General features: G+C 71.4%; 22 protein-coding genes and 1 tRNA gene. 17 read left to right on the top strand and 6 right to left on the bottom strand.

Features of this window, described 5'->3' with window-relative positions; all coding sequences use genetic code 11:
- Nucleotides 1-351: 351 nt before the first annotated feature.
- The gene (locus ACWCSV_RS24330; RefSeq protein ID WP_451145516.1) at nt 352-1659 is read left to right on the top strand and encodes a class I SAM-dependent methyltransferase; all 1308 of its coding nucleotides are present in this window, start codon (nt 352-354) and stop codon (nt 1657-1659) included.
- Nucleotides 1660-1787: 128 nt separating this feature from the next.
- Here ACWCSV_RS24330 and ACWCSV_RS24335 read toward each other — a convergent pair whose 3' ends face one another.
- The 3 genes from ACWCSV_RS24335 to ACWCSV_RS24345 all read right to left on the bottom strand — a co-directional run bounded on the left by ACWCSV_RS24335 (nt 1788) and on the right by ACWCSV_RS24345 (nt 6532).
- The gene (locus tag ACWCSV_RS24335; RefSeq protein ID WP_451145518.1) at nt 1788-4316 is read right to left on the bottom strand and encodes an ABC transporter permease; all 2529 of its coding nucleotides are present in this window, start codon (nt 4314-4316) and stop codon (nt 1788-1790) included.
- Between the two features lie 190 nt (nt 4317-4506).
- Entirely contained in the window at nt 4507-5277 is a 771-nt protein-coding gene (locus ACWCSV_RS24340) for an ABC transporter ATP-binding protein (protein ID WP_451145520.1), read from the bottom strand.
- A gap of 220 nt (nt 5278-5497) precedes the next feature.
- A complete protein-coding gene (locus ACWCSV_RS24345) occupies nt 5498-6532 on the bottom strand; it encodes a LacI family DNA-binding transcriptional regulator (protein ID WP_451145555.1) in 1035 nt (344 codons plus the stop codon).
- 254 nt (nt 6533-6786) lie between these two features.
- Between ACWCSV_RS24345 and ACWCSV_RS24350 the strand changes: the two genes are divergently transcribed.
- The 10 genes from ACWCSV_RS24350 (at nt 6787) to ACWCSV_RS24395 (ending at nt 16868) form a co-directional block, all read left to right on the top strand.
- Entirely contained in the window at nt 6787-8517 is a 1731-nt protein-coding gene (locus ACWCSV_RS24350) for an ABC transporter substrate-binding protein (RefSeq protein WP_451145522.1), read from the top strand.
- A gap of 251 nt (nt 8518-8768) precedes the next feature.
- Nucleotides 8769-9764, top strand: a complete 996-nt coding sequence (locus tag ACWCSV_RS24355) for an ABC transporter permease (RefSeq protein ID WP_327177516.1) — start codon at nt 8769-8771, stop codon at nt 9762-9764.
- Nucleotides 9761-10681, top strand: a complete 921-nt coding sequence (locus ACWCSV_RS24360; RefSeq protein ID WP_451145524.1) for an ABC transporter permease — start codon at nt 9761-9763, stop codon at nt 10679-10681. The genes ACWCSV_RS24355 and ACWCSV_RS24360 overlap by 4 nt, the downstream gene beginning before the upstream one ends.
- 4 nt (nt 10682-10685) lie before the next feature.
- A complete protein-coding gene (locus ACWCSV_RS24365; RefSeq protein ID WP_451145526.1) occupies nt 10686-11627 on the top strand; it encodes an ABC transporter ATP-binding protein in 942 nt (313 codons plus the stop codon).
- Entirely contained in the window at nt 11612-12556 is a 945-nt protein-coding gene (locus ACWCSV_RS24370; RefSeq protein WP_451145528.1) for an ATP-binding cassette domain-containing protein, read from the top strand. Before ACWCSV_RS24365 ends, ACWCSV_RS24370 begins: the two co-directional genes overlap by 16 nt.
- On the top strand, nt 12553-15039 hold the full coding sequence (locus ACWCSV_RS24375) for a glycosyl hydrolase 2 galactose-binding domain-containing protein (protein WP_451145530.1): 2487 nt from the start codon (nt 12553-12555) through the stop codon (nt 15037-15039). The genes ACWCSV_RS24370 and ACWCSV_RS24375 overlap by 4 nt, the downstream gene beginning before the upstream one ends.
- Nucleotides 15040-15301: 262 nt before the next feature.
- Nucleotides 15302-15384: transfer RNA gene (locus ACWCSV_RS24380), tRNA-Leu, on the top strand.
- Between the two features lie 145 nt (nt 15385-15529).
- Complete coding sequence (locus ACWCSV_RS24385) at nt 15530-15670, top strand: hypothetical protein (RefSeq protein WP_451145532.1); 141 nt, start codon at nt 15530-15532, stop codon at nt 15668-15670.
- Nucleotides 15671-15971: 301 nt separating this feature from the next.
- Complete coding sequence (locus ACWCSV_RS24390) at nt 15972-16163, top strand: hypothetical protein (RefSeq protein ID WP_450773726.1); 192 nt, start codon at nt 15972-15974, stop codon at nt 16161-16163.
- Between the two features lie 114 nt (nt 16164-16277).
- On the top strand, nt 16278-16868 hold the full coding sequence (locus tag ACWCSV_RS24395) for a hypothetical protein (protein WP_451145534.1): 591 nt from the start codon (nt 16278-16280) through the stop codon (nt 16866-16868).
- A gap of 42 nt (nt 16869-16910) precedes the next feature.
- On the opposite strand, the gene ACWCSV_RS24400 is transcribed toward ACWCSV_RS24395, so the two are convergent.
- Nucleotides 16911-17366 (bottom strand): MarR family winged helix-turn-helix transcriptional regulator, encoded by a 456-nt coding sequence (locus ACWCSV_RS24400; RefSeq protein ID WP_451145536.1) that lies wholly within the window; start codon nt 17364-17366, stop codon nt 16911-16913.
- Nucleotides 17367-17571: 205 nt separating this feature from the next.
- Between ACWCSV_RS24400 and ACWCSV_RS24405 the strand changes: the two genes are divergently transcribed.
- On the top strand, nt 17572-19029 hold the full coding sequence (locus tag ACWCSV_RS24405) for an MFS transporter (protein ID WP_451145538.1): 1458 nt from the start codon (nt 17572-17574) through the stop codon (nt 19027-19029).
- A gap of 231 nt (nt 19030-19260) precedes the next feature.
- On the opposite strand, the gene ACWCSV_RS24410 is transcribed toward ACWCSV_RS24405, so the two are convergent.
- Entirely contained in the window at nt 19261-19926 is a 666-nt protein-coding gene (locus ACWCSV_RS24410; protein ID WP_451145540.1) for an MOSC domain-containing protein, read from the bottom strand.
- An 80-nt stretch (nt 19927-20006) separates the two neighbouring features.
- Here ACWCSV_RS24410 and ACWCSV_RS24415 point away from each other — a divergent pair, with 80 nt between their 5' ends.
- Nucleotides 20007-20924: a LysR family transcriptional regulator gene (locus tag ACWCSV_RS24415; RefSeq protein ID WP_451145542.1), complete on the top strand. Its 918-nt coding sequence runs from the start codon at nt 20007-20009 to the stop codon at nt 20922-20924.
- 105 nt (nt 20925-21029) lie between these two features.
- Here ACWCSV_RS24415 and ACWCSV_RS24420 read toward each other — a convergent pair whose 3' ends face one another.
- Nucleotides 21030-21362 (bottom strand): WhiB family transcriptional regulator, encoded by a 333-nt coding sequence (locus ACWCSV_RS24420; protein WP_451145544.1) that lies wholly within the window; start codon nt 21360-21362, stop codon nt 21030-21032.
- Between the two features lie 468 nt (nt 21363-21830).
- On the opposite strand from ACWCSV_RS24420, the gene ACWCSV_RS24425 reads away from it, so the two are divergent.
- The 4 genes from ACWCSV_RS24425 (at nt 21831) to ACWCSV_RS24440 (ending at nt 26238) form a co-directional block, all read left to right on the top strand.
- A complete protein-coding gene (locus ACWCSV_RS24425; protein WP_003948568.1) occupies nt 21831-22442 on the top strand; it encodes a response regulator transcription factor in 612 nt (203 codons plus the stop codon).
- 302 nt (nt 22443-22744) lie between these two features.
- Entirely contained in the window at nt 22745-23320 is a 576-nt protein-coding gene (locus ACWCSV_RS24430) for a sigma-70 family RNA polymerase sigma factor (RefSeq protein ID WP_266708156.1), read from the top strand.
- Nucleotides 23321-23505: 185 nt separating this feature from the next.
- Nucleotides 23506-25008 carry an IMP dehydrogenase gene (guaB, locus tag ACWCSV_RS24435; protein WP_451145547.1) on the top strand — a complete coding sequence of 501 codons (1503 nt, stop codon included), beginning with the start codon at nt 23506-23508 and terminating at the stop codon, nt 25006-25008.
- Nucleotides 25009-25113: 105 nt separating this feature from the next.
- A complete protein-coding gene (locus ACWCSV_RS24440; protein ID WP_275492513.1) occupies nt 25114-26238 on the top strand; it encodes a GuaB3 family IMP dehydrogenase-related protein in 1125 nt (374 codons plus the stop codon).
- Nucleotides 26239-26354 lie beyond the last annotated feature (116 nt).

Here is a 26354-nt window from a genome sequence, read left to right on the forward strand (position 1 = left end):
CGTCGGCTCCGTCCACCGACGAGCCTCCGGCACGTGCACGACCCTGTGCGACCTGCAGTACCTGTACGACCCGAAGGGGCCGTCCGCCATCCGTGGTGCGGGCGGCCCCTTCGGCGTGCCCGGGTGGGCTTCCCGCCGGGTCCGGCGGCGGGGAGGGGGCCGCGATTCCGGCGGGTACTTGGTGGCTACATGTACTTTGCCCAAGCATTGCCCAGTAGCGGGATGACGGGTGCCCCGGCCAGAGTTGACACATGTGTTACCTCGTCGCGGCGCTGAGGCGCACAGGCGGGGCGATGATGCATGTGTACGCATATGGGCATTTTGGGAAACACCACCACGGAGGTGTGCGCCATGGCAGACGCCGCGTCGCGGCTGACCGCTCTTCTCACGGATCTGCTCGGAGAACGTCTTCCGGTCCGAATCCGGGCCTGGGACGGCAGTGAGGCCGGACCGCCGGGTGCCCCCGCTCTCGTCATCCGCCACCGCCGCGCGCTGCGCCGACTGCTGTGGAAGCCGGGCGAGCTGGGGCTGGCCCGGGGCTGGGTGGCCGGCGAGATCGACGTCGAAGGCAATCTGTACGAGGCGCTCGACAGCATCGCCGCCCTCCTCTGGGAACGGGGCGTCGACGCCAAGGAAACGGTCCACCCGCTGCGCGACCCGAAGGTACGGGCCTTCGCGAAGGGCCTCGCCCAACTCGCGGGCCCCTACCCGCCGCCCGCCCCGCCCGCCGAGGAGATGCACCGCAGCCGCACCGGCCCGCTGCACACCCGGCGCCGGGACAAAGCGGCCATCAGCCACCACTACGACGTGGGCAACGACTTCTACGAGATGGTCCTCGGCCCGTCCATGGTCTACTCCTGCGCCTACTGGGAGGACGGCGGCACCCTGGAGGACGCCCAGCGCGACAAACTCGACCTGGTCTGCCGCAAGCTCGCCCTCAAGGAGGGTGACCGCCTGCTCGACGTCGGATGCGGCTGGGGCTCCATGGCCATCCACGCGGCCCGCGAGTACGGCGCCGTCGTCACCGGCGTGACCCTCTCCGTCGAACAGGCCGCCTACGCCCGCAAGCGGGTCGCCGAGGAGGGGCTGACCGACCGCGTCGAGATCCGGGTGCAGGACTACCGGGACGTGCGCGACGGGCCCTACGACGCGATCTCCTCCATCGGCATGGCCGAACACGTCGGCTCGGTCCGCTACCGCGAGTACGCCGACGACCTCTTCGCCCTTCTCAAGCCCGGCGGCCGGCTGCTCAACCACCAGATCGCCCGGCGCCCCGAGAGGGACGAAGAGGCTTACCAGATCGATGAGTTCATCGACGCCTATGTCTTCCCGGACGGTGAACTCGCCCCGGTGGGACGGACGCTCGGGATTCTGGAGGAGGCCGGTTTCGAGGCCCGGGACGTCGAAGCGCTGCGTGAGCACTACGCGTTGACGCTGCGTCAGTGGGTCGCCAACCTGGAGGACAACTGGGCCGCCGCGGTCGCGGCCACCTCGCCCGGGCGGGCCCGGGTCTGGCGGCTCTACATGGCGGCGTCCGCCCTCTCCTTCGAGCACAACAAGATCGGCGTCAACCAGATCCTCGCCGTCAGGCCGACGGACGCCGGACACTCCCGCATGCCCGTCCGCTCCCGCCGGTGGACGGCCTCCGCCACCGACTGACCGCCCTGCGGAGGAGCCGTACGCACCAGGGGCCGGAGACCGCGTCGAAAGCTGCGGTCTCCGGCCCCTGGCTCCGTAACAACATCCCGTGACGGCATCCCGTGACGGGACCCGTAACGGCCCTGCGCTCACTCCGTCTTGATCGCCGTCAGCATGTTCAGCCGCGCGGCGCTGCGGGCAGGCCAGAGGGAGGCGAGGACGCCGACCAGTGCGGCCAGCAGCAGGAAGATCCCGATGCGGCCCCACGGGACGACCAGCTCGTACTGGGGGAGCGCGGCGGCGATCGTACGGCCGATCGCCCACCCCAGGAACGTCCCGAGCAGGACGCCGACCACCGCGCCGAAGAGCGAGATCACCACGGCCTCAAGCCGGATCATCCGCTTGACGCGTGCCCGGTCCAGGCCGATCGCCCGCAGCATCCCGATCTCCTGCTTGCGCTCGAACACCGACATCGCCAGGGTGTTGACCACCCCGAGCACCGCGATGAGCAGCGCCATCGCCAGCAGGCCGTACATGATGTTCAGCGCCAGGTTCACGAAGCCGCCGAACATGTCGCGCATGTCCTGCCGGTCCATCACGGTCATCGCCGGGTTGTCGCCCAGCGCGTCCACGACGGCCTGCTCGTTCGCGGCGGAGGCGCCGCCGTCCGTCGTCAGCCAGATCTCCCGGATGTCGGGGGTCCTGGTGTGGGCGTTCGCGAGGTCCTCGGGGAGAAGGAGGGGGGAGACGAACTCGTTGGCCTCGTAGACCGCGCCGATCGTCACCTCGCCCTTCTTCTCGTCCTCGAAGGTCACCGGCAGGGTGTCACCGGTCTTCCAGTGGTTGTTCCGGGCGGTGTCGGAGTCGACCGCGATCCGGCCGTCGGCGAGCGAGTCCAGCGAACCGGTGACCGTCTTGAGCGCGAAGAGCTTCTCCACGTCGCCCGGGGTGACGCCGGACGCCGCGTGGTGCCTGCCGCCGACCGTCAGCCAGTTCGCCTGCTGCGGGGAGACCGCGGTGATGCCGTCGGCCTTCCGCAGCGCGGTGAGGGCGGACGAATCCAGCGCGTCGCCGCTCGCCATCGAGACCAGGTAGTCGGCCTTGATGTTGTCCGTCGTCATCCGGTCGACCGCCTGGCCGAGGGTGACGCCCAGCACCGAGATGCCGGTGACCAGGGTCAGCCCGATCGCCAGGGCCGAGGCGGTGGCGCCGGTACGGCGCGGGTTGCGCACCGCGTTCTGCGCGGCCAGCTTTCCGGACACCCCGAACACCCGGGTCAGCAGCGGGCGTACGAGCGCGATCGCCGGCCGCGACAGCAGCGGGATCAGCACGATGATCCCGATCAGCGCCAGGAAGGCACCGGCCGCGATCAGCTTCCGGCCGTTGGCGTCCGCGGCGGCGGCGCCGCCGACGATCCCGGCCGCCCCCAGCAGGGTGATGGCGCCGCCGATGGAGTTCCGTACGACCAGCGAACGGGTGCTCGCCACCGCGTGCACACTGCTCATCGCGGCCACCGGGGCGATCTTCGCGGCCCGGCGGGCGGGCAGCCAGGCGGCGAACACCGTGATCAGGACACCGACCGCGAACGCGGCGAGCACCGTGCCGGGGGCGACCACCAGCGGACCGGCCGGGATCTTCCCGCCGATCACGCTCATCGCGGACCGCAGCGCGGCGGCCAGACCGGTACCCACCGCGAAGCCGACCGCCGAGGCGACGAGGCCGACCACGGCCGCCTCCATCAGCACCGACCGCTTCACCTGCCGGCGGGAGGCGCCGACGGCGCGCATCAGGGCGAGCTCCCGGGTGCGCTGGGCGATCAGCATGCTGAAGGTGTTGGCGATCAGGAAGACGCCCACGAAGAGCGCGATACCGGCGAAGACCAGCAGGATCGTGTCGAGATTGCCCAGCCCGTCCTCGATCTGCTTCGCCTGCTCGTCGGCGAGGGCCTGCCCGGTGCGGGCGTCGGCGCCCCGGGGCAGCAGGGACTTCACCTCGGCCAGCAGCGCGGCGTCGGAGGCGCCGGGGGCCGCGGTGACCGTGGCCTCCTGGAACTCACCGGCCCGCAGGAACAGCTTCTGCGCGGTGGCCTCCTGGAAGAGGACCAGGCTCCCGCCCGCGTTGACCGCGCCGTCCTCGGTGGTGAAGACGCCGGTGAGGGCGTACTCCTTCACCGGCCCGTTGGTCGCCACGCGCACCGTGTCGCCGACGTGGTAACCGCCCTTGTCGGCGGAGGCGCGGTCCAGGGCGATCTGGCCGTCCTTCACCGGCCCGTTGCCGGAGGTGAAGGTGTACGCGGGGTCCTTGCCGTCCTTGCCGGGGGCGAAGTTGCCGCCGTTGGTGGACCAGCCGCTGCCGATGAGCTTGCCGTCACGGTCGGCGGCCCCGGCGAAACCGGAGACCCGCCCGGTGACCCCGGCGACACCGTCCAGCGCCCGGATCTTCTCCAGGGTCGCCCCGTCGATGCCGGTGGCGTCGGTGTCGTGGCGGCCCGCCGAGGTCGACACGGCGACGGCCACGTCGTCGTAGCTCTTGGCGGACTGGTTGCGGAAGGCGTTGCCGAGCGTGTCGGTGAAGATCAGCGTGCCGGAGACGAAGGCGACGCCGAGCATGACCGCGAGCACGGTCATCAACAGCCTGGCCTTGTGCGCGAGCACATTGCGCAGGGCGGTACGGAACATGTGTGTGTCCTGGGATGAGGTCCGGGGAGGACCGGGGGAGGGCGCGGCACGCCCGGGGGACGGGGGCGGTACGGAGAACGGGGATGTACGGGGACGGGGGCGCGGACGGGGGCCGCCGGGGCAGGGGCTTCACGCCGAACTGCCGGCCGGGGCCGGTACGGCGTGGGGGCCGACGACCGGCCCGCCCGGGTCAGCTGGTGCGGCCCTTGGCGTCGAACGCCTTCATCCGGTCCAGCACGCCGTCGGCCGTGGGCCGCGCCATCTCGTCGACGACCGCGCCGTCCGCGAGGAAGATCACCCGGTCCGCGTAGGAAGCGGCGACGGCGTCGTGGGTCACCATCACGACGGTCTGGCCCAGCTCGCGCACGGAGTTGCGCAGGAAGCCCAGGACCTCCGCGCCCGACCGCGAGTCGAGGTTTCCGGTCGGCTCGTCCCCGAAGATGATCTCGGGCTGTGAGGCCAGCGCGCGGGCCACCGCGACACGCTGCTGCTGGCCGCCGGAGAGCTGGGTCGGCCGGTGCTTCAGCCGGTCCGCGAGCCCGACCATGTCGATGACCTGCTGGAGCCAGGCGGCGTCGGGCTTGCGGCCCGCGATGTCCATCGGCAGCGTGATGTTCTCCAGCGCGGTCAGCGTCGGCAGCAGGTTGAACGCCTGGAAGATGAACCCGATCTTGTCCCGGCGGAGCTGGGTCAGCTGCTTGTCCTTGAGCGAACCGAGCTCGGTGTCACCGATGCGCACCGACCCGGAGCTGAAGGTGTCGAGCCCGGCCACGCAGTGCATCAGCGTGGACTTGCCGGAGCCGGACGGGCCCATGATCGCGGTGAACTCGCCCTGCGGGAAGTCCACGGAGACCCGGTCCAGGGCGACCACCTGGGTCTCGCCCTGGCCGTAGACCTTCGACAGCTCCGTGGCGCGCGCGGCGACGCCGGTGGCACGGGGGACGGGGGGTGCGGTGGTCACAGGGACGCTCCTGAGGGGACGGGGGTGGGGTGACGCGGCCCCGGGACGGGTCCGGGACAGGACCGGCGGTACCTTCGGGGCCCTCTCATTCTCCGCGTTCCCGGCGGCCCGCTCGTCAGTCCCCGTGCCCGTTCCGGTGGCACTCTTGAGTCGCACCGGGGTGGGACCCGCCTCCTCCTCCGGTATGACACCGGGGCCGCCGCCGGGCCGTACCGCCAGGTCAGCGCGGCGGCGCCGTCGAGCCGCGCGGGACGAGACGGGCGGCGGCGTCCTCGCGGCCCTCGGCCGCGCCCTCGGCGACCAGGGTCAGCAGGGTGCGCGCCGCCAGCGCCCCGTACGCCGGGATGTCCCGGCTCAGCGCGGTCAGCGGCGGCCGGACCACCTGTGAGAGCTGCGAGTCGTCCCAGGCGACCAACGAGAGGTCGGCGGGCACGTCGAGACCCATCTCCTGGGCCACCGAGAGCCCCGCGACGGCCATGATGTCGTTGTCGTAGATGATCGCGGTCGGCCGGTCCGGCGCGCTGACGAGCCGGCGGGTCGCGTGCGCGCCCTCGTCCCCGGAGTAGTCGGTGTGCACCACCACCGGGGCACCCAGGCCGAGCTCGGCACACGCCCGGTGCTGCTCCCGGTCGCGGAGCCGGGTGTGCGTCAGCTCCGCGAGCCCGGCGACGCGGGCCACCCGGCGGTGGCCGAGCGCGTGCAGGTACGCCAGGGTGTCGCGGAGCGCCGCCGCGTCGTCGGACCACACCGGCACCAGCGGACCGGCCGCGGACGGGTGGCCGATCGCGACGGCCGGCAGGCCGAGCCCGGCGACGCCCGTGACACGCGGGTCCGGTTCCCCCGGGCGCGGCTCGCGCAGATCGGCGAGGAACACTCCGTCCACCCGCCCCTCGCCCCACCAGCGCCGGTACACCTCCAGCTCCTGCGCCGGACCGCTCACCACCTGGAGCAGCAACGCGCAGCCCCCGGAAGAGAGTTCGCTCTCTATGCCGCTGATCAGCTCCATGAAGAACGGCTCCACCCCGAGCATCCGGGCGGGGCGGGAGAGCGCCAGGCCGACCGTGTCCGCACGGGCACGGGTGAGCGCGCGGGCCGCGCTGTTGGGCTGCCAGCCGATCTCCTCGGCGATGGCCTTGATGGCCGCGCGCGTGGTGGGGGAGACCCCCGGACGGTCGTTGAGCGCGTAGGACACCGCGACCTTGGAGACCCCTGCGCGCAGCGCGATGTCGGCGATCGTCGGGCGGTTCTTGGGCAATGGGACCTCGCTTAACCGGTTCATGACCACCGGCATCGTAACCCCTGGCCACCCCCCGTGCGCCATGGTCACGACCGTCTGCGGGCGCCCTCGAATTCCCTCCGTTTGACCCGAACATACCGTCAACTCCCCTACCTGCAAAGGGTGGGAGCGCTCCCGCGAACCCTTGACACGCTCTCGGAGCCCCCATACCTTCACGGCACTTACCCGGTTCAGTGACTCCGCTCGCAGGGACGGCGGGGAGAGGAAGGGCTATGGGTACGGGTATCCGGGTGCGGATCGCCTGCGCACTTGCCGTGATCGCGCTCACCGCCACCGCGTGCACCGGAGGGAGCCCGGCGACGGGCAAGGGGCCGGGCGGCGCGCAGGGCGGGTCGTTACCGCGCGACGAGACGCTCTACACCACCGGCACGCAGTGGGGGCCGCCGGCCAACTACAACCCGCTGCGCGACTGGGACCACGCGACCGGCACCAAGGGGCTGGTCTACGAGACGCTGTTCCACTTCGATCCGAACGCCGGGAAGCTGACCCCCTGGCTCGCCGAGTCCGGCGCGTGGAAGGACGCGAAGACCTACGAGGTGAAGCTGCGGCCCGGGATCACCTGGTCCGACGGCGAGCCGCTCACCGCCAAGGACGTGGCGTACTCCTACGGCCTCGGCAAGATCGAGGCCTCCTCCTTCCACTCCCTGTGGAGCTGGCTCTCCGGCGCCGAGGCGGTCGACGACACGACCGTCCGCTTCACCTTCGCGTCCGCCCACTACCAGGAGTGGGACTTCAACCTCTACGGCCGGCCGATCGTCCCCGAACACGTGTGGAGCGGACGCTCCGAGGAGGAGATCCTCAACGGGGTCAACGACAAGCCGGTCGGCACCGGGGCGTACACCCTCAAGAGCAAGTCCCAGGACCGGGTGGTCTGGCAGCGCCGCGACACCTGGTGGGGCACGAAGGCGCTGGGCATGACGCCCGCACCGCGCTACATCGTGGACGTCTCCAACCCGAGCAACGAGGTCGTCATCGGCCAGCTCGGCCAGGGCCAGCTCGACCTGAGCAACAACTTCCTGCCCGGCGCCTCCTCGCTGGTCAAGGCCAAGAAGGTCGTCTCCTACTACGACCAGCCGCCCTACATGCTCTCCGCCAACACCGCCTGGCTGGTGCCCAACACCACCCGCAAGCCGCTGGACGACGCCGCCTTCCGCAAGGCGCTCGCCGCCTCCGTGGACATCGACAAGATCGTGAAGGGCGTCTACGGCGACCTGGTCAAGAAGGCAGACCCGACCGGTCTGCTCCCGCAGTGGGACCAGTACATCGACAAGGGCGTGGTGGCCTCGGACGGATTCTCGTACGACACCGCCGGCGCGAAGAAGATCCTCGCCGACGCCGGGTACCGCGACACCAACGGCGACGGGCTGGTCGAGAACAAGGACGGCTCGAAGATCGCACTCAAGCTGGCCGTGCCCACCGGCTGGACCGACTGGATGGAGGCCGCCAAGGTCATCGCCGCCGGGGCCAAGGCCGCGGGCATCTCCGTGACGACGGAGTTCCCCGACCAGAACGCCCTCAACGAGCAGCGTGCCAAGGGGGACTTCGACCTCGTCCTCAACAACGACCGCCAGCTGTCCAACACTCCGTGGACGTACTACGAGTACATGTTCCAACTCCCCGTCCAGAAGCAGCAGAACACGGTGAACTTCGGACGGTACGAGAACCAGGAGGCGTGGAAGCTGGTCCAGCGGCTCGGCCAGGTGCCGACCGACGACGCCGCCGGGATGAAGGCGGTGACGAGCGAGCTCCAGAAGATCCAGCTGGACGAGATGCCGCTCATCCCCCTCTGGTACAACGGCCTCTGGTCGCAGTCCACCACCGGCACCTGGACCAACTGGCCCTCGGACAAGGCGGGAGCGCCCGCCTACGCCCCGGCGCTCTGGCGCAACTGGCTGGAGATGGGCGGCTTCGAGATGCTGACCCGGCTCAAGCCGGCGAAGTAGCCGCAGGCCGGGCCGGTACGGGCGGACCCACCGCCGCCCGTACCGGCCCGGCGGCCCGCCCCGACCCCCGCGCACCCCTCCGTGCCGCCGACCGCACTCACCCGCGTACCCCGTACCCCTCCGTGCCGCCGACCGGGGGCCCGCGCCCACCCGCGTACCCCGTGCCGCCCCGGCCCTCTGAACGCGCCGCCCCGCCACGCGCCGCCCCCACGGCGCCCGCGCCCCGGCGGGGCACCTCGACGGGAGCTCCCTTGCGCCGCTACTTCGCCCGAAAACTCCTGGTCTACGCACTGACCTTCGTCGTCGCCGTCACCGTCAACTGGATGATCCCGCGCTTCATGCCGGGCGACCCGGTGGCCGCCATGGTCTCCCGCGCCCGCGTCTCCCAGCCGGAGGCGGCCGAGGCGATGCGCGCCTACTACAACAACCTCTTCGGCTTCGACCAGCCCGTCTGGCAGCAGTACCTGCACTTCTGGGGCGCCCTCTTCCAGGGCGACTTCGGGATCTCCGTCTGGGTGTTCCCCACCCCCGTCTCCGACGTGCTGCTCGACGCCCTCCCGTACACCCTGGGGCTGATGATCCCGGCGGTGCTGCTCAGCTGGATCGTCGGCAACTGGGCCGGTGCGCTCGCCGCCCGCCGCAAGGTGCTCGACAACACCGTGCTCCCGGCGGGCTACCTGCTCACCGCGATGCCGTACATGTGGATCGCGGTGATCCTCGCCTGGGCCCTCGGCTCGAAGGCCGGCTGGTTCCCGATCTCCGGCGGCTACAGCCTGGACATCCAGCCCAGCTGGACCCTCGACTTCGTCCTCGACCTGGCGCACCACTGGGTGCTGCCGTTCCTCTCGCTCTTCCTCGTCGCGCTCGGCGGCTGGGCCATCGGCATGCGCAACATGATCATCTACGAGCTGGAGTCCGACTACTCCTCGTACCTCTCCGCCCTCGGCGCACCCCAGCGGCTCATCCGGCGCTACGCCTTCCGCAACGCCGTGCTGCCCCAAGTCACCGGTCTCGCACTGCAATTGGGCGTACTGGTCGCCGGGGCGCTGGTCACCGAGATCGTCTTCGCCTATCCCGGACTCGGCTCGCTCATCCTCGCCGCCATCCAGAACCAGGACTTCTTCCTGCTCCAGGGGGCGTTCCTCTTCATCGTCATCGGCGTGCTGATCGCCAACTTCGTCATCGACGTCGTGTACGTCCTCGTGGACCCCCGGACCCGTACCGGCATGGCAGGAGGCCAGTCATGAGCGCACCGCCCGGACCGGCGGGGACCACCCCGGAGGCCGTCGGGACCACCCCGGAGGCGAAGGCCGCCGGACCCGCCCGCGAGACGCTGCACTACGCCATCCGCAATCCGAAGCTGCTCATCGGCTTCACCGTCGTCCTGATCCTGCTCGCCCTCGGACTGTTCGGGCCGCCCCTGCTCGACACCACCGACCCGAACGCCTACGGCGGCCCGCAGGCCGCGCCGCCCGACTCCACGTACTGGATGGGCACCACCACCTTCGGCCAGGACGTGTACGCCCAGTTCGTGCACGGGCTGCGCGCCACCTTCCTGGTCGGCGCGGTCGGCGGGGCCATCGCCGCCGTCGTCGCGATGCTCGTCGGCTTCTTCGCCGGCTACCGGGGCGGGGTCCTGGACGAACTCCTCACCATGGTCACCAACGTGGTGCTGGTCATCCCGGCGCTCGCGGTGCTGCTCATCATCAACGCGTACCTGGGCGTGCGCTCCGTACCCGTGCAGGGCGTGTTCATCGGCCTCACCTCCTGGCCCTGGGCGGCCCGCGCCATCCGCGCGCAGACCTTCACCCTGCGCACCCGCGAGTTCGTGGACCTCGCCCGGCTCAGCGGCAACGGCACCTGGCGGATCGTGTTCCGCGAGATCGCGCCCAACATGAGCTCCTACCTCTTCATGATGTTCATCCTGCTCTTCGGCGGGTCCGTCCTCATCGCCTCCTCGCTCGACTTCATCGGCCTCGGACCGACCGGCGGCGTCTCGCTCGGCCTGATGCTCCAGAGCGCCCAGCAGTGGAGCGCGCTCCAACTCGGCATGTGGTGGTGGTTCGTGCCCCCGGGTGCCGGGATCACCGCCATCGTCGGCGCGCTGTACGTCGCCAACGTCGGCCTCGACGAGGTCTTCAACCCGAAGCTGAGGGAGTCCTGAGCACATGACGCTGACCGTCACCGACCTGCGGGTCCACTACCGCACCCTGCGCGGCGAGGTCCGGGCGCTGGACGGCGTCGGCTTCGACGTGGCCGACGGCGAGATCCTGGGCCTGGCGGGCGAGTCCGGCTGCGGCAAGACCACCCTCGGCAAGTCCCTGATCCGGCTGGACGGCCGGATGCGGCACGCCGGCGGCACCGTCACCCTCGACGGCGAGGATGTCCCCATCGCCGACGACCGGGCGATGAACGCCTTCCGCTTCCACCGGATCTCACTCGTACCGCAGTACTCGATGAGCGCCCTCAACCCGACCCGGCGCATCGGCCGCATGATCCGCGAACTCCTCGCTTCGCGCGGGGTGAGCGTGGACACCGCCGAACTCCACCGGCGGCTCGACCTGGTGGGCCTCGACCGGGACGTCCTCGACCGCTACCCGATCGAGCTGTCCGGCGGCATGAAGCAGCGCACCGTCATGGTGATCTCCACCCTGCTCGACCCCGCCGTCCTCATCGCCGACGAGGTCACCTCCGCCCTCGACGTCTCCACCCAGAAGGCGGTCGTCACCGCGCTCACCGGACTGCGCGACGCGGGCCTCGTCACCAGCATGCTCTTCATCACCCACGACCTGGCCCTGACCTCGCACATCGCCGACTCGATCATGGTGATGTACGCGGGGAAGCTCGCCGAGAAGGCGCCGACCCGGGCCCTCACGGCCGAACCCCGCCACCCGTACACCCGGATGCTCCTCGGCTCGCTCCCCGAGGTCGGCGTCCGCCACCGCGACCGCCCGCTCAGCGGCATCGCCGGCTCCCCGCCCTCGCTCCTCGACCCGCCGGCCGGCTGCCGCTTCCGCGACCGCTGCCCGCTCGCCGACGCCGGATGCGCCGAGGAGCCGCCGGTCGTGGAGATCGCCCCCCGTCACTCCGTCGCGTGCTGGAAGGCATGATGCTGACCCTGGACCGAGTCACCAAGACCTACCGCGCGGGCGCCTTCGGCGGCGGCTCCGTCACCGCCGTCGACCGGGTCTCCTTCGACGCGGCGCCCGGCGAAGTCGTCTCCCTCATCGGCGAGAGCGGCAGCGGCAAGTCCACCATCGGCCGCATGATCCTCGGCCTCACCCAGGTCTCCGGCGGCAGCCTCACCCTGGACGGCGCTCCCGTCCGCCCGGGCAAGGACTTCTACCGCCGCGTCCAGGGCGTCTTCCAGGACCCGTTCTCCTGCTACAACCCCGTCTTCAAGGCCGACCGCGTCTTCGCCATGATCCGCCGCGCCTACCACCCCGGCGTCGGCGACCGCGAGTGGGCGGAACGCGTCGAGAAGGCGGTACGCGACGTACGCCTCGACCCCGGCCAGGTACTCGGCCGCTACCCGCACCAGCTCAGCGGCGGCCAGCTGCAACGCCTCCTCATCGCCCGCGCCCTCCTGCTCGACCTCAGCTTCCTGGTCGCCGACGAGATCACCAGCATGCTCGACGCCTCCACCCGCATCGACGTGCTCAACCTGCTCGCCGGGCTGAAGGAACGCGGCCTCGGCGTCCTCTACATCACCCACGACCTCTCCCTCGGCACCTATCTCGCCGAACGGACCGTGGTGCTCCGCCGGGGCCGGGTCGTCGAACGCGGCGACACCCAGAAGGTGTTCGGCAACCCCCTCCACCCGTACACCCGGACCCTGCTGGCCGCCGTGCCCCGCCTCAACACCCCCTGGGACCCGCCGGAGCCCGTGGAGCGGTGCGCGTACCACGCGGGGGCGGCGGAACCCGGCGACTCCGGCGACTCAGCCGACTCCGGCGACTCCGCCGGTCTTCGCGAGGCCGAGCCCGATCACCATGTGGCCTGTGCCGGACTCCCCGACTGCGGAAGGATCACCGCGTGACACTCCACCGACTGCCCCTCGCCGACGGCTGGACGCTGCGCCCGGACGGGCCGGTCCCGCTCGCACTCCCCGACGGTGGGGTGCCCGCCACCGTCCCCGGGTGCGTCCACACCGACCTCCTCGCGGCGGGGCTCATCGACGACCCGTACCTGGACGACAACGAGAACCGGCTCGGCTGGATCGGCCGCACCGACTGGACGTACCGCACCACCTTCCGGCGGCCCGTCGTGCGGGACTCCTGTGCGGACCTCCGCTTCGACGGCCTCGACACCGTCGCCACCGTCACCCTGAACGGCACCGAGCTCGGCCGCACCGCCAACCAGCACCGCTCCTACCGCTTCCCCGTCGAGCACCTGCTCCGCGAGGGCACCAACACCCTGGAGATCCGCTTCACCGCCCCGTACGCCTACGCGGAAGCGCTCCGCGAACGCCTCGGCGACCGCCCCGGCGCCTACGCGGAGCCGTACCCCTTCATCCGGAAGATGGCCTGCAACTTCGGCTGGGACTGGGGCCCGACCCTCGTCACCTCCGGCATCTGGCGCCCCGCCGCCCTGGAGACCTGGACCGGCCCCCGGATCGCCGGGGTGAAGCTCCTCGGCGACGTCGGCCCGGACGGCGTGCCGCGCCTCTCGGTGGCGCTGACGGTGGACCGCCGGGGCGAGCGCGGCGGGGGTGGCGCGAGCGGCGGGGGTGGCGCGAGCGGCGACCACGCGGGAACGCTCGCCGCGCACGTCGAAGTCGCGGGCGAGCGGCACGCGTTCACCGTGCCCGCCGGCGAGACGACCGCGACCCTCGTGGTGCCCGTGCCGGGGGCGGAGCGCTGGTGGCCGCACAGCCACGGCGAGCAGCCGCTGTACGCCGTCGAGGTCCGGCTCGGCGGCCACGCCTGGCAGGGCAGGACCGGCTTCCGCACGGTCGCACTCGAGCGCGAGGCGTTCCGGATCGCCGTCAACGACGAACCGGTGTTCGTCCGGGGCGTGAACTGGATCCCCGACGACTGCTTCCCGTCCCGGATCACCCGGCAGCACCTCTCCGACCGGCTCGACGAAGCCGTCGCCGCCGGGGTCAACCTCGTACGCGTCTGGGGCGGCGGCCTCTACGAGAGCGACGACTTCTACGAACTGGCCGACGAGAAAGGCCTGTTGGTCTGGCAGGACTTCCTCTTCGCCTGCGCCGCCTACCCGGAGGAGCAGCCGCTGTACGACGAGGTCGCGGCCGAGGCCCGCGAGAACGTCGCCCGCCTCGCCCCGCACCCCTCCCTCGTGCTGTGGTGCGGCAACAACGAGAACCTGGAGGGCCACGCTGACTGGGGCTGGGCCAAGGAGCTCGGCGACCGTACCTGGGGGTACGGCTACTACCACGAGCTGCTCCCCGCGATCTGCGCCGAACTCGATCCCACCCGCCCGTACTGGCCCGGCTCGCCCTACTCCGGATCGCCCGAACTCCCTCCCAACGCACCGGAGTCGGGAACGGTCCACCTGTGGGACGTGTGGAACCGGGTGGACTACCGCCACTACGCCGACCACGCTCACCGCTTCGTCGCCGAGTTCGGCTTCCAGGGCCCGCCCGCGTACGCGACCCTCCGGCGCGCGATCAGCGGCCCGCTCGCACCCGACGCCCCGTACGTACGCCACCACCAGAAGGCCGAGGACGGCGACGCCAAACTGCTCCGGGGCCTCGGCGACCACCTCCCGCGGCCGGGCGGCACCGGCACCGCCTCCTTCGACGACTGGCACTGGCTCACCCAGCTCAACCAGGCCCGCGCCGTCGCCTTCGGTATCCGCCACTTCCGCTCGCAGGCCCCCTACTGCATGGGCTCCATCGTCTGGCAGCTCAACGACTGCTGGCCTGTCGTCTCCTGGTCCGCCCTCGACGGCGACGGCCGCCGCAAACCCCTCTGGTACGCACTGCGTTCGGTGTACGCCGACCGCCTCGCCGTCCTCCGTGACGCCACCCTCCACCTGGTCAACGACGCCGCCGCCCCCTGGGACGGCACCCTCCGCCTGACCCGGCACGCGCTCGACGGCACGGTCCTCGCCGAGGAGCGGCTGCCCGTCACCACGGCCGCGCGGAACGTCACCCGCGTACCCCTCCCGCCGTCCGTCGCCACCCCGGCCGACCCGGCGCGCGAGCTGCTGACGGTACGGCTCGGGGACCTGCGGACCGTGGAGTTCTACGCGGAGGACCCCGCCGTGGACCTCCCCCCGGCACGCTGGACGGCGACCGTCACCCCTGACGGTCCGGCTGCCTACGAGGTACGCGTGACCGCCCACACCCTCCTGCGCGATCTCGCGCTCTTCCCCGACCGCCTGGACCCGGCGGCCCGGGTGGACGAGATGCTCGTGACCCTGCTGCCCGGCGAAACCACCCTCTTCCACGTCACCGGAGCCCCCCTCGCCGACCCGGACGCCCTCACCCGGAGGCCGGTGCTGCGGTGCGTGAACGACGACGTGCGCGACCGCCTGATCGAGGCGTCCGGCTGACGGCAGGGGAACGGGGGTGGCGAGGCCCTGGCGAACGGTGGTGGAGGTCCGGCGTATTCGTCCGTAAGAGTGCGGCGACTTTCCGTCAATCCCGTTCGCCGGGGAGAGGGACCATGATCGGGTCCGGGCCGTGGTCATGACCTCGGAGCGTGGTCTGACGCACCATCAAGCGATCAATAAAATAAGACAACATCGCGCGACTGCGCCGCTGGTGGGGGGCACCCCCGGATAGGGTCAAGGCCCGACGCGGAGCCGCGCGCCAGCCCGGGTGGTGGAACGCAGACACGGCGAGCTTAAACCTCGCTGCCCCTCGGGGGCGTGCCGGTTCGAGTCCGGCTCCGGGCACCCATTCTCATCGCGGCTCCGACCCTGGACAGGGGTCGGATTCCGTCCGTGTTCCCGCGGTGGCGCCGGCGCATCCGCGCCCCTCGGCCCGACCCGCCACCCCGATGCGGCTGAACTCCGGAGTGCGGGCCCGTCGGGACCCGCCGTGGCCGTGCCGACCCTGCTGGGCCGGCACCTGTCCACGGCCGCGGCGACGCGGGAGGAGGCCGTGGCGCTCGCGGGTGCGGTGGTGGCGCTCGCGGGTCCGGTGGCGGAACACCACCCCTGGGGCGACCCGGGGGTGTGAGCCGTACCGATCGTGCGGGGGCCGAGCGGTGCGTGCCAAAGGTCAGGAACTCCGTCGAAGGGCCCTGACCGGCAGCCGTCGGACGCTTTCAGCCATCTCCTCCCGGCCCTCATCCAGGCACCCCCCGGCGCCCGAATCCCTACGTGAACACACAACGAGAGGGACCTCGCGCGGTGGAGCCCGATGCCGCATACCGTGCGTATTTACGGCATACCATCCAGTGCTCGACCTGCCGCGCGGGTGAGCGCTGCGCGTCCGCGTCGCGGCTGGCCGAGGAATGGCGGAGGTTCCGTTGATCTGTGTGGACTGCGATCAGGCCATTCTCGGGCCGGCCGTGCTGGTGTCGGAGGCGGACAGCATGTCCGGGGCGCGGGCCGATGCCTACGCCCACCCGCCCAATTCTCCGGAGTGCGTGCCCCGTACGCCCGGCAAGGCCAAGCTGCGACGCCTCATCGACGGCGGGGTGGGACCGGGGCGCGCAGGTGCGGGGTGAGCGGCGTTCCCGGCGGCGCCTTCCGCGGCCGTCCCACCGGCCCCTCCGTTCCGCGAACTTCCGGGCCGACGAAATCCCGCTGCGCGAAGGCGCGTTGGGCGCGAGGATGAGGGGATGCGGAAGATTCCCACGCTGTTCCTGCGCGACTTCGCGACCCGCCCGGCGGGCGTACGTCCCGAGGTGACGCCCGGTTGCGACTGGGTGCTCGCCGGAGAGGGCGTGGCCACCCGCAAGTACGACGGCACGTGCGTACGGGTGGACGGGGCGGGGAACTGGTGGGCACGGCGCGAGGTGCGGGCCGGGCGGGCGGCGCCGCCGGAGTTCGTGCCGCTGTCCACGGACCCGGCCACGGGGAAGACGGTCGGCTGGGAGCCGGTCGCCCTGTCGCCCTTCGCGGGGTTCCACGCGGAGGCGCTGGCCGGAGCCGGGCGGCAGGAGTGGCCGCCGGGGACGTACGAACTGATCGGGCCGAGGATCAACGGGAACCCCGAGCGCGGCGAAGCGCACCGGCTCGTCGCGCACGCCACCGCCGAGCGACTCGACGTGGCGGAGCCGACGTTCGCGGGAATCCGCGCCCGGGTGCGCGCGCTGTCGGCCGACGGGTGCGAGGGCATCGTCTGGCACCACCCCGACGGCCGGATGGCGAAGATCAAGGCCAGGGACTTCCCGGAAGCCGGCGGCCGGACGGCTGGAGGGAGCGGGTGAGCCGCCCCGCTTCGTTGGGCTCCGGGCGGGGGAGGCTCGGCCTCAGGGCCGGGGCCACGGCCGTCCGCCGAGGCGTTCCAGGTCGGAGTTGAACCGGCGGAGGTAGTCGGCGAAGGCGGCGACGTCCTCGCGCGGCCAGTCGACCATCACCCGGCCCAGGGCGGCGACCGTCCCCTCGCGCTCCTCGTCGAGGATGCGGCTGCCTTCCGCGGTGATGCGGAACTTGCGGGCCATCCCGCCTGCCGGGTCGGGGATGCGCTGGACGAGTCCGGCGCGCATCGCCGCCGTGGTCTGGCGGTTGAGCGTCGAGACGTCGAGGTCGAACGCGTCGCTCAACTCCCCGATGGACATGGGCCCCTGGATGCGGATGCGACTGAGCAGGATGTACGCGCTGCGCTCCAGGACGCCGTCCTCGCGGCGGCCCTTGCGGTGGTTCAGGAGCCCGTGGCGACTGAGCAGCATCTGCTCGTACTCGACGTCCTTGACGGCCCTGTCCATGGGGGAATGCCTCCAGCTTCCTGCCGGGCCGGTACGTGGGGGTCCCGGGGTGGCCCGGCTCCATCCTGACACATGGTGTGCATCGAGCACATGACATGCATAATGCAATGGGCGTGCACGATGCTCACCCTTGTCCCGCCCTGCTCCGGCCCGCCCGATTTTCGTCCCGGACCTCCCGTCCCGACCCACATCGAGGAATCGCGTTATGGACGCCCCCCAGCCCACGGCCCGCACAGGCGGCGTGATCACCACGCTGGCCCTCGCCGGCACCGCCGCCGCGATCATGCAGACCCTGGTCACCCCGCTGATCGCCGAGCTCCCGCAGATCCTGCACACCTCGTCCTCGAACACGGCCTGGGTCATCACGGTCACGCTGCTCGTCGCGGGCGTGTGCGTACCGGTCACCGGCCGCCTCGGCGACCTCCTCGGCAAGCGCCGGATGCTCCTGGCGTGCGCCGTCCCGCTGATCGTCGGCTCCGTGGTCTGCGCGCTGTCCTCCTCCATCGTGCCGATGATCGTCGGCCGGGGTCTCCAGGGCATGGGCATGGGCATGGTGCCGCTCGGCATCGCACTGCTCCGTGACGTGGTCCCCGCCGAGAAGCTCAGCAGCTCGATCGCCCTGGTCAGCGCCTCCATGGGCATCGGCGGCGCCCTCGGCCTGCCGATCTCCGCCGCCGTCGCCGAGTACACCAGCTGGCGAGTCCTGTTCTGGGGCTCCGCGGTGCTCGCGCTGATCGTCGCCGTACTGATCCACACCTTCGTCCCGGACGTCCCGGCCGGGGCCAAGGGCCAGCGCTTCGACGCACCCGGAGCGGTCGGGCTCGCCATCGGCCTGGTCTCCCTGCTGCTCGCCATCTCCAAGGGCGCCGACTGGGGCTGGGGCTCGGGCACCACGCTCGGTCTGTTCGCCGTGGCCGTCGTGGCCCTGGGCGTCTGGGGCTTCTACGAGCTCCGCACCCGCGACCCGCTGGTCGACCTGAGGACCACCGCCCGCCCCCGTGTCCTCATGACCAACATCTCCTCGATCCTGGTCGGCGTCGGCATGTACTCCTTCATGCTGATCGCCCCGCAGCTCCTCCAGTTCCCCGAGGCCACCGGCTACGGCCTGGGCCAGTCGATGCTGGCGTGCGGCCTCTGGATGGCCCCCGGCGGCGTGATGATGATGATCGTCTCGCCGCTCGGCGGAAAGCTGATCAACGCCCGCGGCCCGAAGATCGCCCTCGTCCTCGGCGCGCTCGTCATCTCCGCCGGCTACGGCCTTTCCCTCTTCCTCATGGGCTCCGCCTGGGGCCTGATGATCGTCGGAATCGTCATCAACAGCGGCGTCGGCCTCGCCTACGGCGCGATGCCCGCCCTGATCATGAGCTCCGTCCCGATCTCCGAGACCGCCGCCGCCAACGGCTTCAACACCCTGATGCGCTCGCTCGGTACGACCATCGGCTCGGCCGTCATCGGTGTGGTCCTCGCCCAGATGACCATCGACCTCGGCGGCCACTCCCTCGCCTCCGAGGACGGCTTCCGCGTCGGCCTGACGGTCGGCTGCGGTGTCGCCCTGGTCGCCGCCGCCGTCGCCGCCTTCATCCCGGGCCTCGTCCGCCCGGCCGCCGACAAGGACGAGGCCGGCGAGGCCCCGGCCGAGAAGGCCGCCGTCGAAGCCGCCTGATCCGTCGCCGTACCGCCCGAAGCGCTACGACCAGGAGGGCCCCGCACACACTGACGTGTGTGCGGGGCCCTCCTCGCTCGTGCAGGGGACCCGGACTTCACCGCTTGCGGACGGGGCTCCGTACGGAGGCTCCCCGCCGTCAGGCCGGGTCGTCGGCCTCGAACGGCAGCCGAACGCCGTCCCCGTGCAGGTGGATGCCGGGACTCGGGCCGCCCTCATCGCCGAGGCCCGTCACACCCCCTGCTTCGCCACGTACTCCCGTGCCGCCGCCAGCGCCTCCGGGTGCAGCGCCTCGCCCGCCGGGAGGAGGCGCGGCAGCAGGGTGCGGTCGGTGAAGGAGCGGAACTCCAGCGCGGCGGTCACCCCGTGGTCCGGGCGGTGGACGATCTCGATCGGGTCCCCGGCGCTGATGGAGCCGGGGGTGATGACCCGCAGGTACGCGCCGGTGACCGCCTCCTGGCTGAAGCGCTTCACCCAGCGCTCCTCCTGTACGTGGCCCGCGAACGTCCGGCACGGGATGCGCCCTGCGGTCACCTCCAGGACCAGGTCCGGTCCGATCCGCCACCGCTCGCCGACCAGCGCCTCGCTGACCGCCAGGCCCACGGTCGTCAGGTTCTCGCCGAAGATCCCGTTCGGCAGCGGCCTGCCCACCTTCCGCTCCCAGGCGTCGAGCTCCTCGCGGGCGTACGCGTACACCGCCTGGTCGCTGCCGCCGTGGTGGCGCAGGTCGCAGACGGCGTCCCCGGCCAGACCGCTGCCGCCGGTGCCCTTCGGTCCCGGGTCGGTCACCCGGACCGGGCCCTCCACCGGGCGCTTGTCGATGCCGGTGAGGCCGTTGCGGGAGCTGGTGTGCTCGGAGTGGCGGGCGGTCCCGACGTTCACGGTCAGCAGATGCATGGAGCAAGGTTAGAGCCCGGGGCATCAAAGTCGCACGGTAGTTTTTCGCGATCATCAGAAGTGACGCTTATGGTGGAAGGGTGATCGAAGCCCGTCATCTCCGCGTCCTGCGCGCCGTCGCCACCACCGGCTCGTTCTCCGCCGCCGCCCGCGAACTGGGCTTCACCCAGCCGGCCATCAGCCAGCAGATGAAGGCGCTGGAATCGTCGGCCGGCACACCGCTCCTGATCCGTACGGGCCGGGAGATGCGGCTCACCCAGGCCGGCGAGGCCCTCGTGCGGCACGCCTCCGGCATCCTCGCCGGGCTGACCGCGGCCGAGGAAGAGGTCGCCGCCATCGCGGGGCTGCGCGCGGGCCGGGTCCGGCTCGTCTCCTTCCCCAGCGGCAGCTCCACCCTCGTCCCGGGCGCCCTCGCCGCACTGCGCGCCGAGCACCCCGGCACCCAGGTCTCGCTGGTGGAGGCCGAACCGCCCCGCTCCGTGGAGATGCTCCGCGACGGGGACTGCGACATCGCGCTCGCCTTCCGGTACGGGAACTCCGGTGCCGGTGAGGGCGCGGAAAGCGGTGACGGCGACTGGAACGACCTGGTGGTCCGGCCGCTGCTCGCGGACCGTCTGATCGGGCTGCTGCCCGAGGACCACCGGCTGGCCGGGACGGACGCCATCGACATCGGCGAACTCGCCGGGGACCCGTGGATCGCCGGCTGCCCGCGCTGCCGCCGGCAGCTCGTGGAGGTCTGCGAGGAGTCCGGCTTCACCCCCCGTATCGACTTCGCCACCGACGACTACCCCGCCGTGATCGGACTGGTCGGCGCCGGGCTCGGAGTGGCGGTACTGCCCGCGCTGGCGATCGAGTCGGTACGGCCCAAGGGCGCCGTGACCGTGACGGTGGAGCCCGCCGTGGTGCGCGAGATCGTGGCGCTGACCCTGCCGGACCTGGCCCGGGTTCCCGCCGTGGCGGCCACCCTGGACCAGCTGTCGCTGGCGGCGGAGCGCTGATCCCCCCGGTTCCGCCGGTCCCGCCGAGTCGGTCGACCGGGCCGGTTCGCTGATCGCGCGGTGACTGAAGAAACGTTCCTGCGGTTACGGGCCGGCGTGCGCCCCTCAGTCGTGCCGCGCGCTGTCGCCCGTACCGGACGGGGCCGCCGTGATCAGGCGGTTGCGGGCGCGGCCCATCAGTTCCTCGCGTTCGTCCTCGGTCAGGCCGCCCCACACGCCGTAGGGCTCGCGGACCGCCAGCGCGTGGGCGGCGCACTCGGCGCGGACCGGGCAGCGCATGCACACCTCTTTCGCCGAGGTCTCGCGGGCGCTGCGGGCGGCTCCGCGTTCGCCCTCGGGGTGGAAGAACAGTGAACTGTCGACCCCCCGGCAGGCCGCGAGCAGCTGCCAGTCCCACAGGTCCGCGTTGGGTCCGGGAAGGCGGGAGAAATCTGCCATTGCTTGTCCCCTCGAAACCGTGCTCTGCCGGAGGCGTCGTCCCGGCAGTCGCAGTCCGTCGTCGTCCGTCGGTGGGCCGATCCTCAGACCCCAGTCCCTCGGTTCCGCAGGGGCTGAGGCGTGACCGTACATCTATGGTCGTAGTAGATGTAAATATGACTGATTGCGAATCTAGTCACAGACACCAGCAAAAGGGAAGAAAACCCGCCAAATAGGGCACGTCAACCGGTGAAGTTTCGGTTGAAGGGTGAAGCGCCCGAGTCGATCCGCTCCGTGTGTGCGACCTCACGTAGAGTGCCGAACCCTACGGTCCGACCCGTAACTCTTTCGAGTGACCATCGTTGAGAGTGCGGAGGCGGTTGGCGACTAACCGGCTCGGGCACATGTCCGAGGGGGTCAACCGCACAGGTGACGACTTGTATCAGCCTGGAGGCTCAAGGTGACGCGCATCAGCTGCGGAGGACGGTCATGACATCCGTCCTCGTCTGCGACGACTCCCCGCTCGCCCGAGAGGCGCTCCGTCGCGCGGTTGCGACCGTGCCCGGCGTCGAGCGTGTGACGACGGCGGCCAACGGCGAGGAAGTACTCCGCCGCTGGGGAGCCGACCGTTCGGATTTGATTCTGATGGACGTCCGCATGCCCGGCCTGGGAGGTGTGGAGACCGTCCGGCGGCTGCTCTCCGCCGACCCCGGCGCCCGGATCATCATGCTGACGGTCGCCGAGGACCTGGACGGTGTCGCGCTCGCGGTCGCCGCCGGTGCCCGCGGCTATCTGCACAAGGACGCCTCGCGCGCCGAGCTGCGGGCCACCGTGACCCAGGCGCTGGCCGACCCGACGTGGCGGCTCGCCCCGCGCCGGCTGCGGTCCGCGGAGATGGGCGCGGCCCCCACGCTCACCGCGCGTGAGATCCAGGTGCTCGAAGGCATGAGCCACGGCCGGTCCAACGCGGAGATCGGGCGCGAGCTCTTCCTCTCCGAGGACACGGTCAAGACCCACGCCCGGAGGCTGTTCAAGAAGCTCGGAGCCTCGGACCGTGCCCACGCCGTGGCGCTCGGATTCCGCTGGGGCCTGGTGCGCTGAGCCGTGCCGTCCCCGACGTGCCGGAACCGTCCCCGTCCGCGGACCCGCGGACGGGGCGACGGAGGGCACGGGCGGGGCGGCCCGCTCACGGCGGGCCGGTCGCGGCGGAGGTGGGTGACGCTTCCCGCCCGATGACGCATCCTTGAGCTGTGGAGTTCCTCGGGAACGACGATTCGGACCAGCGGATCCAGCGGAAGGGGAGGGCGCAGGACATGACATCCGGCGCACCCGCTCGTAACGCTTCGGTGCACAACTCGGAACGCGATGGCGCGGACAGGTCGGCACCAAGGCACCATGGTCCGATGCGCGACGACGAGACGACGGTGATCGCTGCCCTGGTGCATCGGGCCGTGGACGGCGACGCGCAGGCAACCCACGACCTGCTGGCCCACGTCCACCCCCTCGCCCTGCGGTACTGCCGGTCCCGGCTGAACCGGCTGCCCGGTGACGCTCGTCACTTCGTCGAGGACCTGGCGCAGGAAGTCTGCGTCGCCGTACTGATGGCGCTGCCCCGCTACCGCGACACCGGCCGCCCCTTCGAGGCGTTCGTCTTCGCCATCGCCGGGCACAAGGTCGCCGACCTCCAGCGCGCCGCGATGCGCCACCCCGGGTCCACGGCCGTTCCGTCCGACGAAATGCCCGAGCGCCCCGACGACTCCCTCGGCCCGGAGGAACGCGCACTGCTCAGCAGCGACGCGGCCTGGGCCAAGAAGCTCCTCGCCAACCTCCCGGAGAACCAGCGCGAGCTGCTCGTCCTGCGGGTCGCGGTCGGCCTGACCGCCGAGGAGACCGGACAGATGCTGGGCATGTCCCCGGGCGCCGTACGCGTCGCCCAGCACCGCGCGCTCAGTCGGCTGCGCGCCCTCGCCGAACAGTGACTTCGGACGCACCCGTGACGCACCCGCGCCGCCCGCCCCGGGGCGGGCCCCCGGATTCCCCGGGCGTCCCGGGGTTCTGGAGGAACCTACGGAGAGGCTCGACGATCTTGGTCGTGGAATGAGACACCCCCGAAGGCCGTTAGCATGGACATCCGCACCGATCAAGACCATTTGGGGAAGGTGTCATGACTGCAAACGTCGACGGAGTGCCTGAGAAGTTCGCGACGCTCGGGCTGACATACGACGACGTGCTGTTGCTGCCGGGCGCGTCGGAGGTCCTGCCCAACGCGGTCGACACCTCGACCCTCATCTCCCGCAACGTGCGCGTGAACATCCCCCTGCTGTCCGCCGCCATGGACAAGGTGACCGAGTCGCGGATGGCGATCGCGATGGCCCGTCAGGGCGGCGTGGGCGTGCTGCACCGCAACCTCTCGATCGAGGACCAGGTGAACCAGGTCGACCTGGTCAAGCGGTCCGAGTCCGGGATGGTCACCGACCCGATCACCGTGCACCCCGACGCCACCCTCGGCGAGGCGGACGCGCTCTGTGCGAAGTTCCGTATCAGCGGCGTGCCGGTCACCGACGCGGCGGGCAAGCTCCTGGGCATCGTGACCAACCGTGACATGGCCTTCGAGTCCGACCGTTCGCGCCAGGTGCGCGAGGTCATGACGCCGATGCCGCTCGTCACCGGCAGGGTCGGCATCTCCGGCGTGGAAGCGATGGAGCTGCTCCGCCGTCACAAGATCGAGAAGCTGCCGCTGGTCGACGAGGCGGGCACCCTCAAGGGCCTCATCACGGTCAAGGACTTCAAGAAGGCCGAGCAGTACCCCAACGCCGCCAAGGACGCCGAAGGCCGTCTGCTGGTCGGCGCGGCCGTCGGCGCCAGCCCCGAGGCGCTGGACCGCGCCCAGGCGCTCGCCTCCGCCGGGGTCGACTTCCTCATCGTCGACACCTCGCACGGCCACAACAGCAACGCCCTCAACTGGATGGCGAAGATCAAGTCGAGCGTCGGCATAGACGTCATCGGCGGCAACGTCGCCACCCGCGACGGCGCCCAGGCGCTGATCGACGCCGGCGTCGACGGAGTGAAGGTCGGCGTCGGACCCGGCTCGATCTGTACCACCCGTGTAGTCGCCGGCATCGGCGTCCCGCAGGTCACCGCGATCTACGAAGCCGCTCTCGCCGCCCGCGCGGCGGGTGTGCCGGTCATCGGCGACGGCGGCCTGCAGTACTCCGGCGACATCGGCAAGGCGCTCGCCGCCGGCGCTGACAGCGTGATGCTGGGTAGCCTCCTCGCGGGCTGCGAGGAGTCGCCGGGTGAGCTGATGTTCATCAACGGCAAGCAGTTCAAGTCGTACCGGGGCATGGGTTCGCTGGGCGCCATGCAGTCCCGCGGCCAGGGCCGTTCGTACTCCAAGGACCGGTACTTCCAGGCCGAGGTGTCCTCGGACGACAAGCTCGTCCCCGAGGGCATCGAGGGCCAGGTTCCCTACCGGGGCCCGCTGGCCAACGTCCTCCACCAGCTCGTCGGCGGCCTGCGGCAGACCATGGGTTACGTGGGCGCCGAGTCCGTCGACCAGATGGAGAGCAAGGGACGCTTCGTGCGCATCACGTCGGCGGGTCTCAAGGAGAGCCACCCGCACGACATCCAGATGACGGTCGAGGCACCGAACTACAGCAGGAAGTAGCACCGGACACGGTGCGGGAGGGGCGGCCGGGGTTCCCCGGGCCGCCCCTCCCGCGTGTGTCGGGGATACTGGTCAGCGCAGACGTAGAGGGAAAGGCCACACATCGTGACTGAGATCGAGATCGGGCGCGGCAAGCGCGGCCGCCGGGCATACGCATTCGACGACATCGCTGTCGTACCGAGCCGCAGGACCCGGGACCCGAAGGAGGTCTCGATCGCCTGGCAGATCGACGCCTACCGCTTCGAGCTGCCGTTCCTGGCCGCTCCCATGGACTCCGTGGTCTCCCCGCAGCATGCCATCCGCATCGGCGAGCTCGGCGGACTCGGCGTCCTCAACCTGGAGGGTCTGTGGACCCGCCACGAGGACCCGCAGCCGCTGCTCGACGAGATCGCCGAGATGCCGGTCGAGTCCGCGACCCGGCGCCTCCAGGAGATCTACTCCGCGCCGATCCAGGAGGAGCTGATCGGGCAGCGCATCAAGGAGGTGCGCGACTCCGGTGTCGTCACCGCCGCCGCGCTCTCGCCGCAGCGCACCGCCCAGTTCTCCAAGGCCGTCGTCGACGCCGGGGTGGACATCTTCGTCATCCGCGGTACGACCGTCTCGGCCGAGCACGTCTCCGGCGCCGCCGAGCCGCTCAACCTCAAGCAGTTCATCTACGAGCTGGACGTCCCGGTGATCGTCGGCGGCTGCGCCACGTACACCGCGGCCCTGCACCTGATGCGCACCGGCGCGGCGGGTGTCCTGGTCGGCTTCGGCGGCGGCGCCGCGCACACCACCCGCAACGTCTTCGGCATCCAGGTGCCGATGGCGACCGCCGTGGCGGACGTGGCGGGTGCCCGCCGCGACTACATGGACGAGTCCGGCGGCCGGTACGTGCACGTCATCGCGGACGGCGGCGTCGGCTGGTCCGGCGACCTGCCGAAGGCCATCGCCTGCGGCGCGGACGCCGTGATGATGGGCTCCCCGCTGGCCCGCGCCACCGACGCCCCGGGCCGTGGCCGCCACTGGGGCATGGAGGCCGTCCACGAGGACGTGCCGCGCGGCAAGCTGGTGGACCTCGGCCCGGTCGGTACGACCGAGGAGGTGCTGACCGGCCCGTCGCACACCCCGGACGGCTCGATGAACATCTTCGGCGCCCTGCGCCGCGCGATGGCCACGACCGGCTACAGCGACCTCAAGGAGTTCCAGCGCGTCGAGGTCACGGTGGCGGACTCGCAGCACCGCCGCTGACCGCGTTCCGCGCGGCCTCCGGGCCTACGGAGAAGGGCCCCGACCACACCTGGTGGTCGGGGCGCCAGAGGATGGACCTGCAGCGCGGTTGCCCCCGGGGAGTAGGACACCGCGAT

This window comes from Streptomyces sp. NPDC001770 (genome assembly GCF_053596135.1).

Excerpts from the sequence above, each read along its gene's own strand:
- ACWCSV_RS24330 (WP_451145516.1), top strand. The coding sequence starts at position 352 with ATGGCAGACGCCGCGTCGCGGCTGACCGCTCTTCTCACGGATCTGCTC.
- ACWCSV_RS24335 (WP_451145518.1), bottom strand. The coding sequence starts at position 4,316 with ATGTTCCGTACCGCCCTGCGCAATGTGCTCGCGCACAAGGCCAGGCTG.
- ACWCSV_RS24350 (WP_451145522.1), top strand. The coding sequence starts at position 6,787 with ATGGGTACGGGTATCCGGGTGCGGATCGCCTGCGCACTTGCCGTGATC.
- ACWCSV_RS24360 (WP_451145524.1), top strand. The coding sequence starts at position 9,761 with ATGAGCGCACCGCCCGGACCGGCGGGGACCACCCCGGAGGCCGTCGGG.
- ACWCSV_RS24365 (WP_451145526.1), top strand. The coding sequence starts at position 10,686 with ATGACGCTGACCGTCACCGACCTGCGGGTCCACTACCGCACCCTGCGC.
- ACWCSV_RS24395 (WP_451145534.1), top strand. The coding sequence starts at position 16,278 with ATGCGGAAGATTCCCACGCTGTTCCTGCGCGACTTCGCGACCCGCCCG.
- ACWCSV_RS24400 (WP_451145536.1), bottom strand. The coding sequence starts at position 17,366 with ATGGACAGGGCCGTCAAGGACGTCGAGTACGAGCAGATGCTGCTCAGT.
- ACWCSV_RS24405 (WP_451145538.1), top strand. The coding sequence starts at position 17,572 with ATGGACGCCCCCCAGCCCACGGCCCGCACAGGCGGCGTGATCACCACG.
- ACWCSV_RS24410 (WP_451145540.1), bottom strand. The coding sequence starts at position 19,926 with ATGCATCTGCTGACCGTGAACGTCGGGACCGCCCGCCACTCCGAGCAC.
- ACWCSV_RS24420 (WP_451145544.1), bottom strand. The coding sequence starts at position 21,362 with ATGGCAGATTTCTCCCGCCTTCCCGGACCCAACGCGGACCTGTGGGAC.
- ACWCSV_RS24425 (WP_003948568.1), top strand. The coding sequence starts at position 21,831 with ATGACATCCGTCCTCGTCTGCGACGACTCCCCGCTCGCCCGAGAGGCG.
- ACWCSV_RS24430 (WP_266708156.1), top strand. The coding sequence starts at position 22,745 with ATGCGCGACGACGAGACGACGGTGATCGCTGCCCTGGTGCATCGGGCC.
- guaB (WP_451145547.1), top strand. The coding sequence starts at position 23,506 with ATGACTGCAAACGTCGACGGAGTGCCTGAGAAGTTCGCGACGCTCGGG.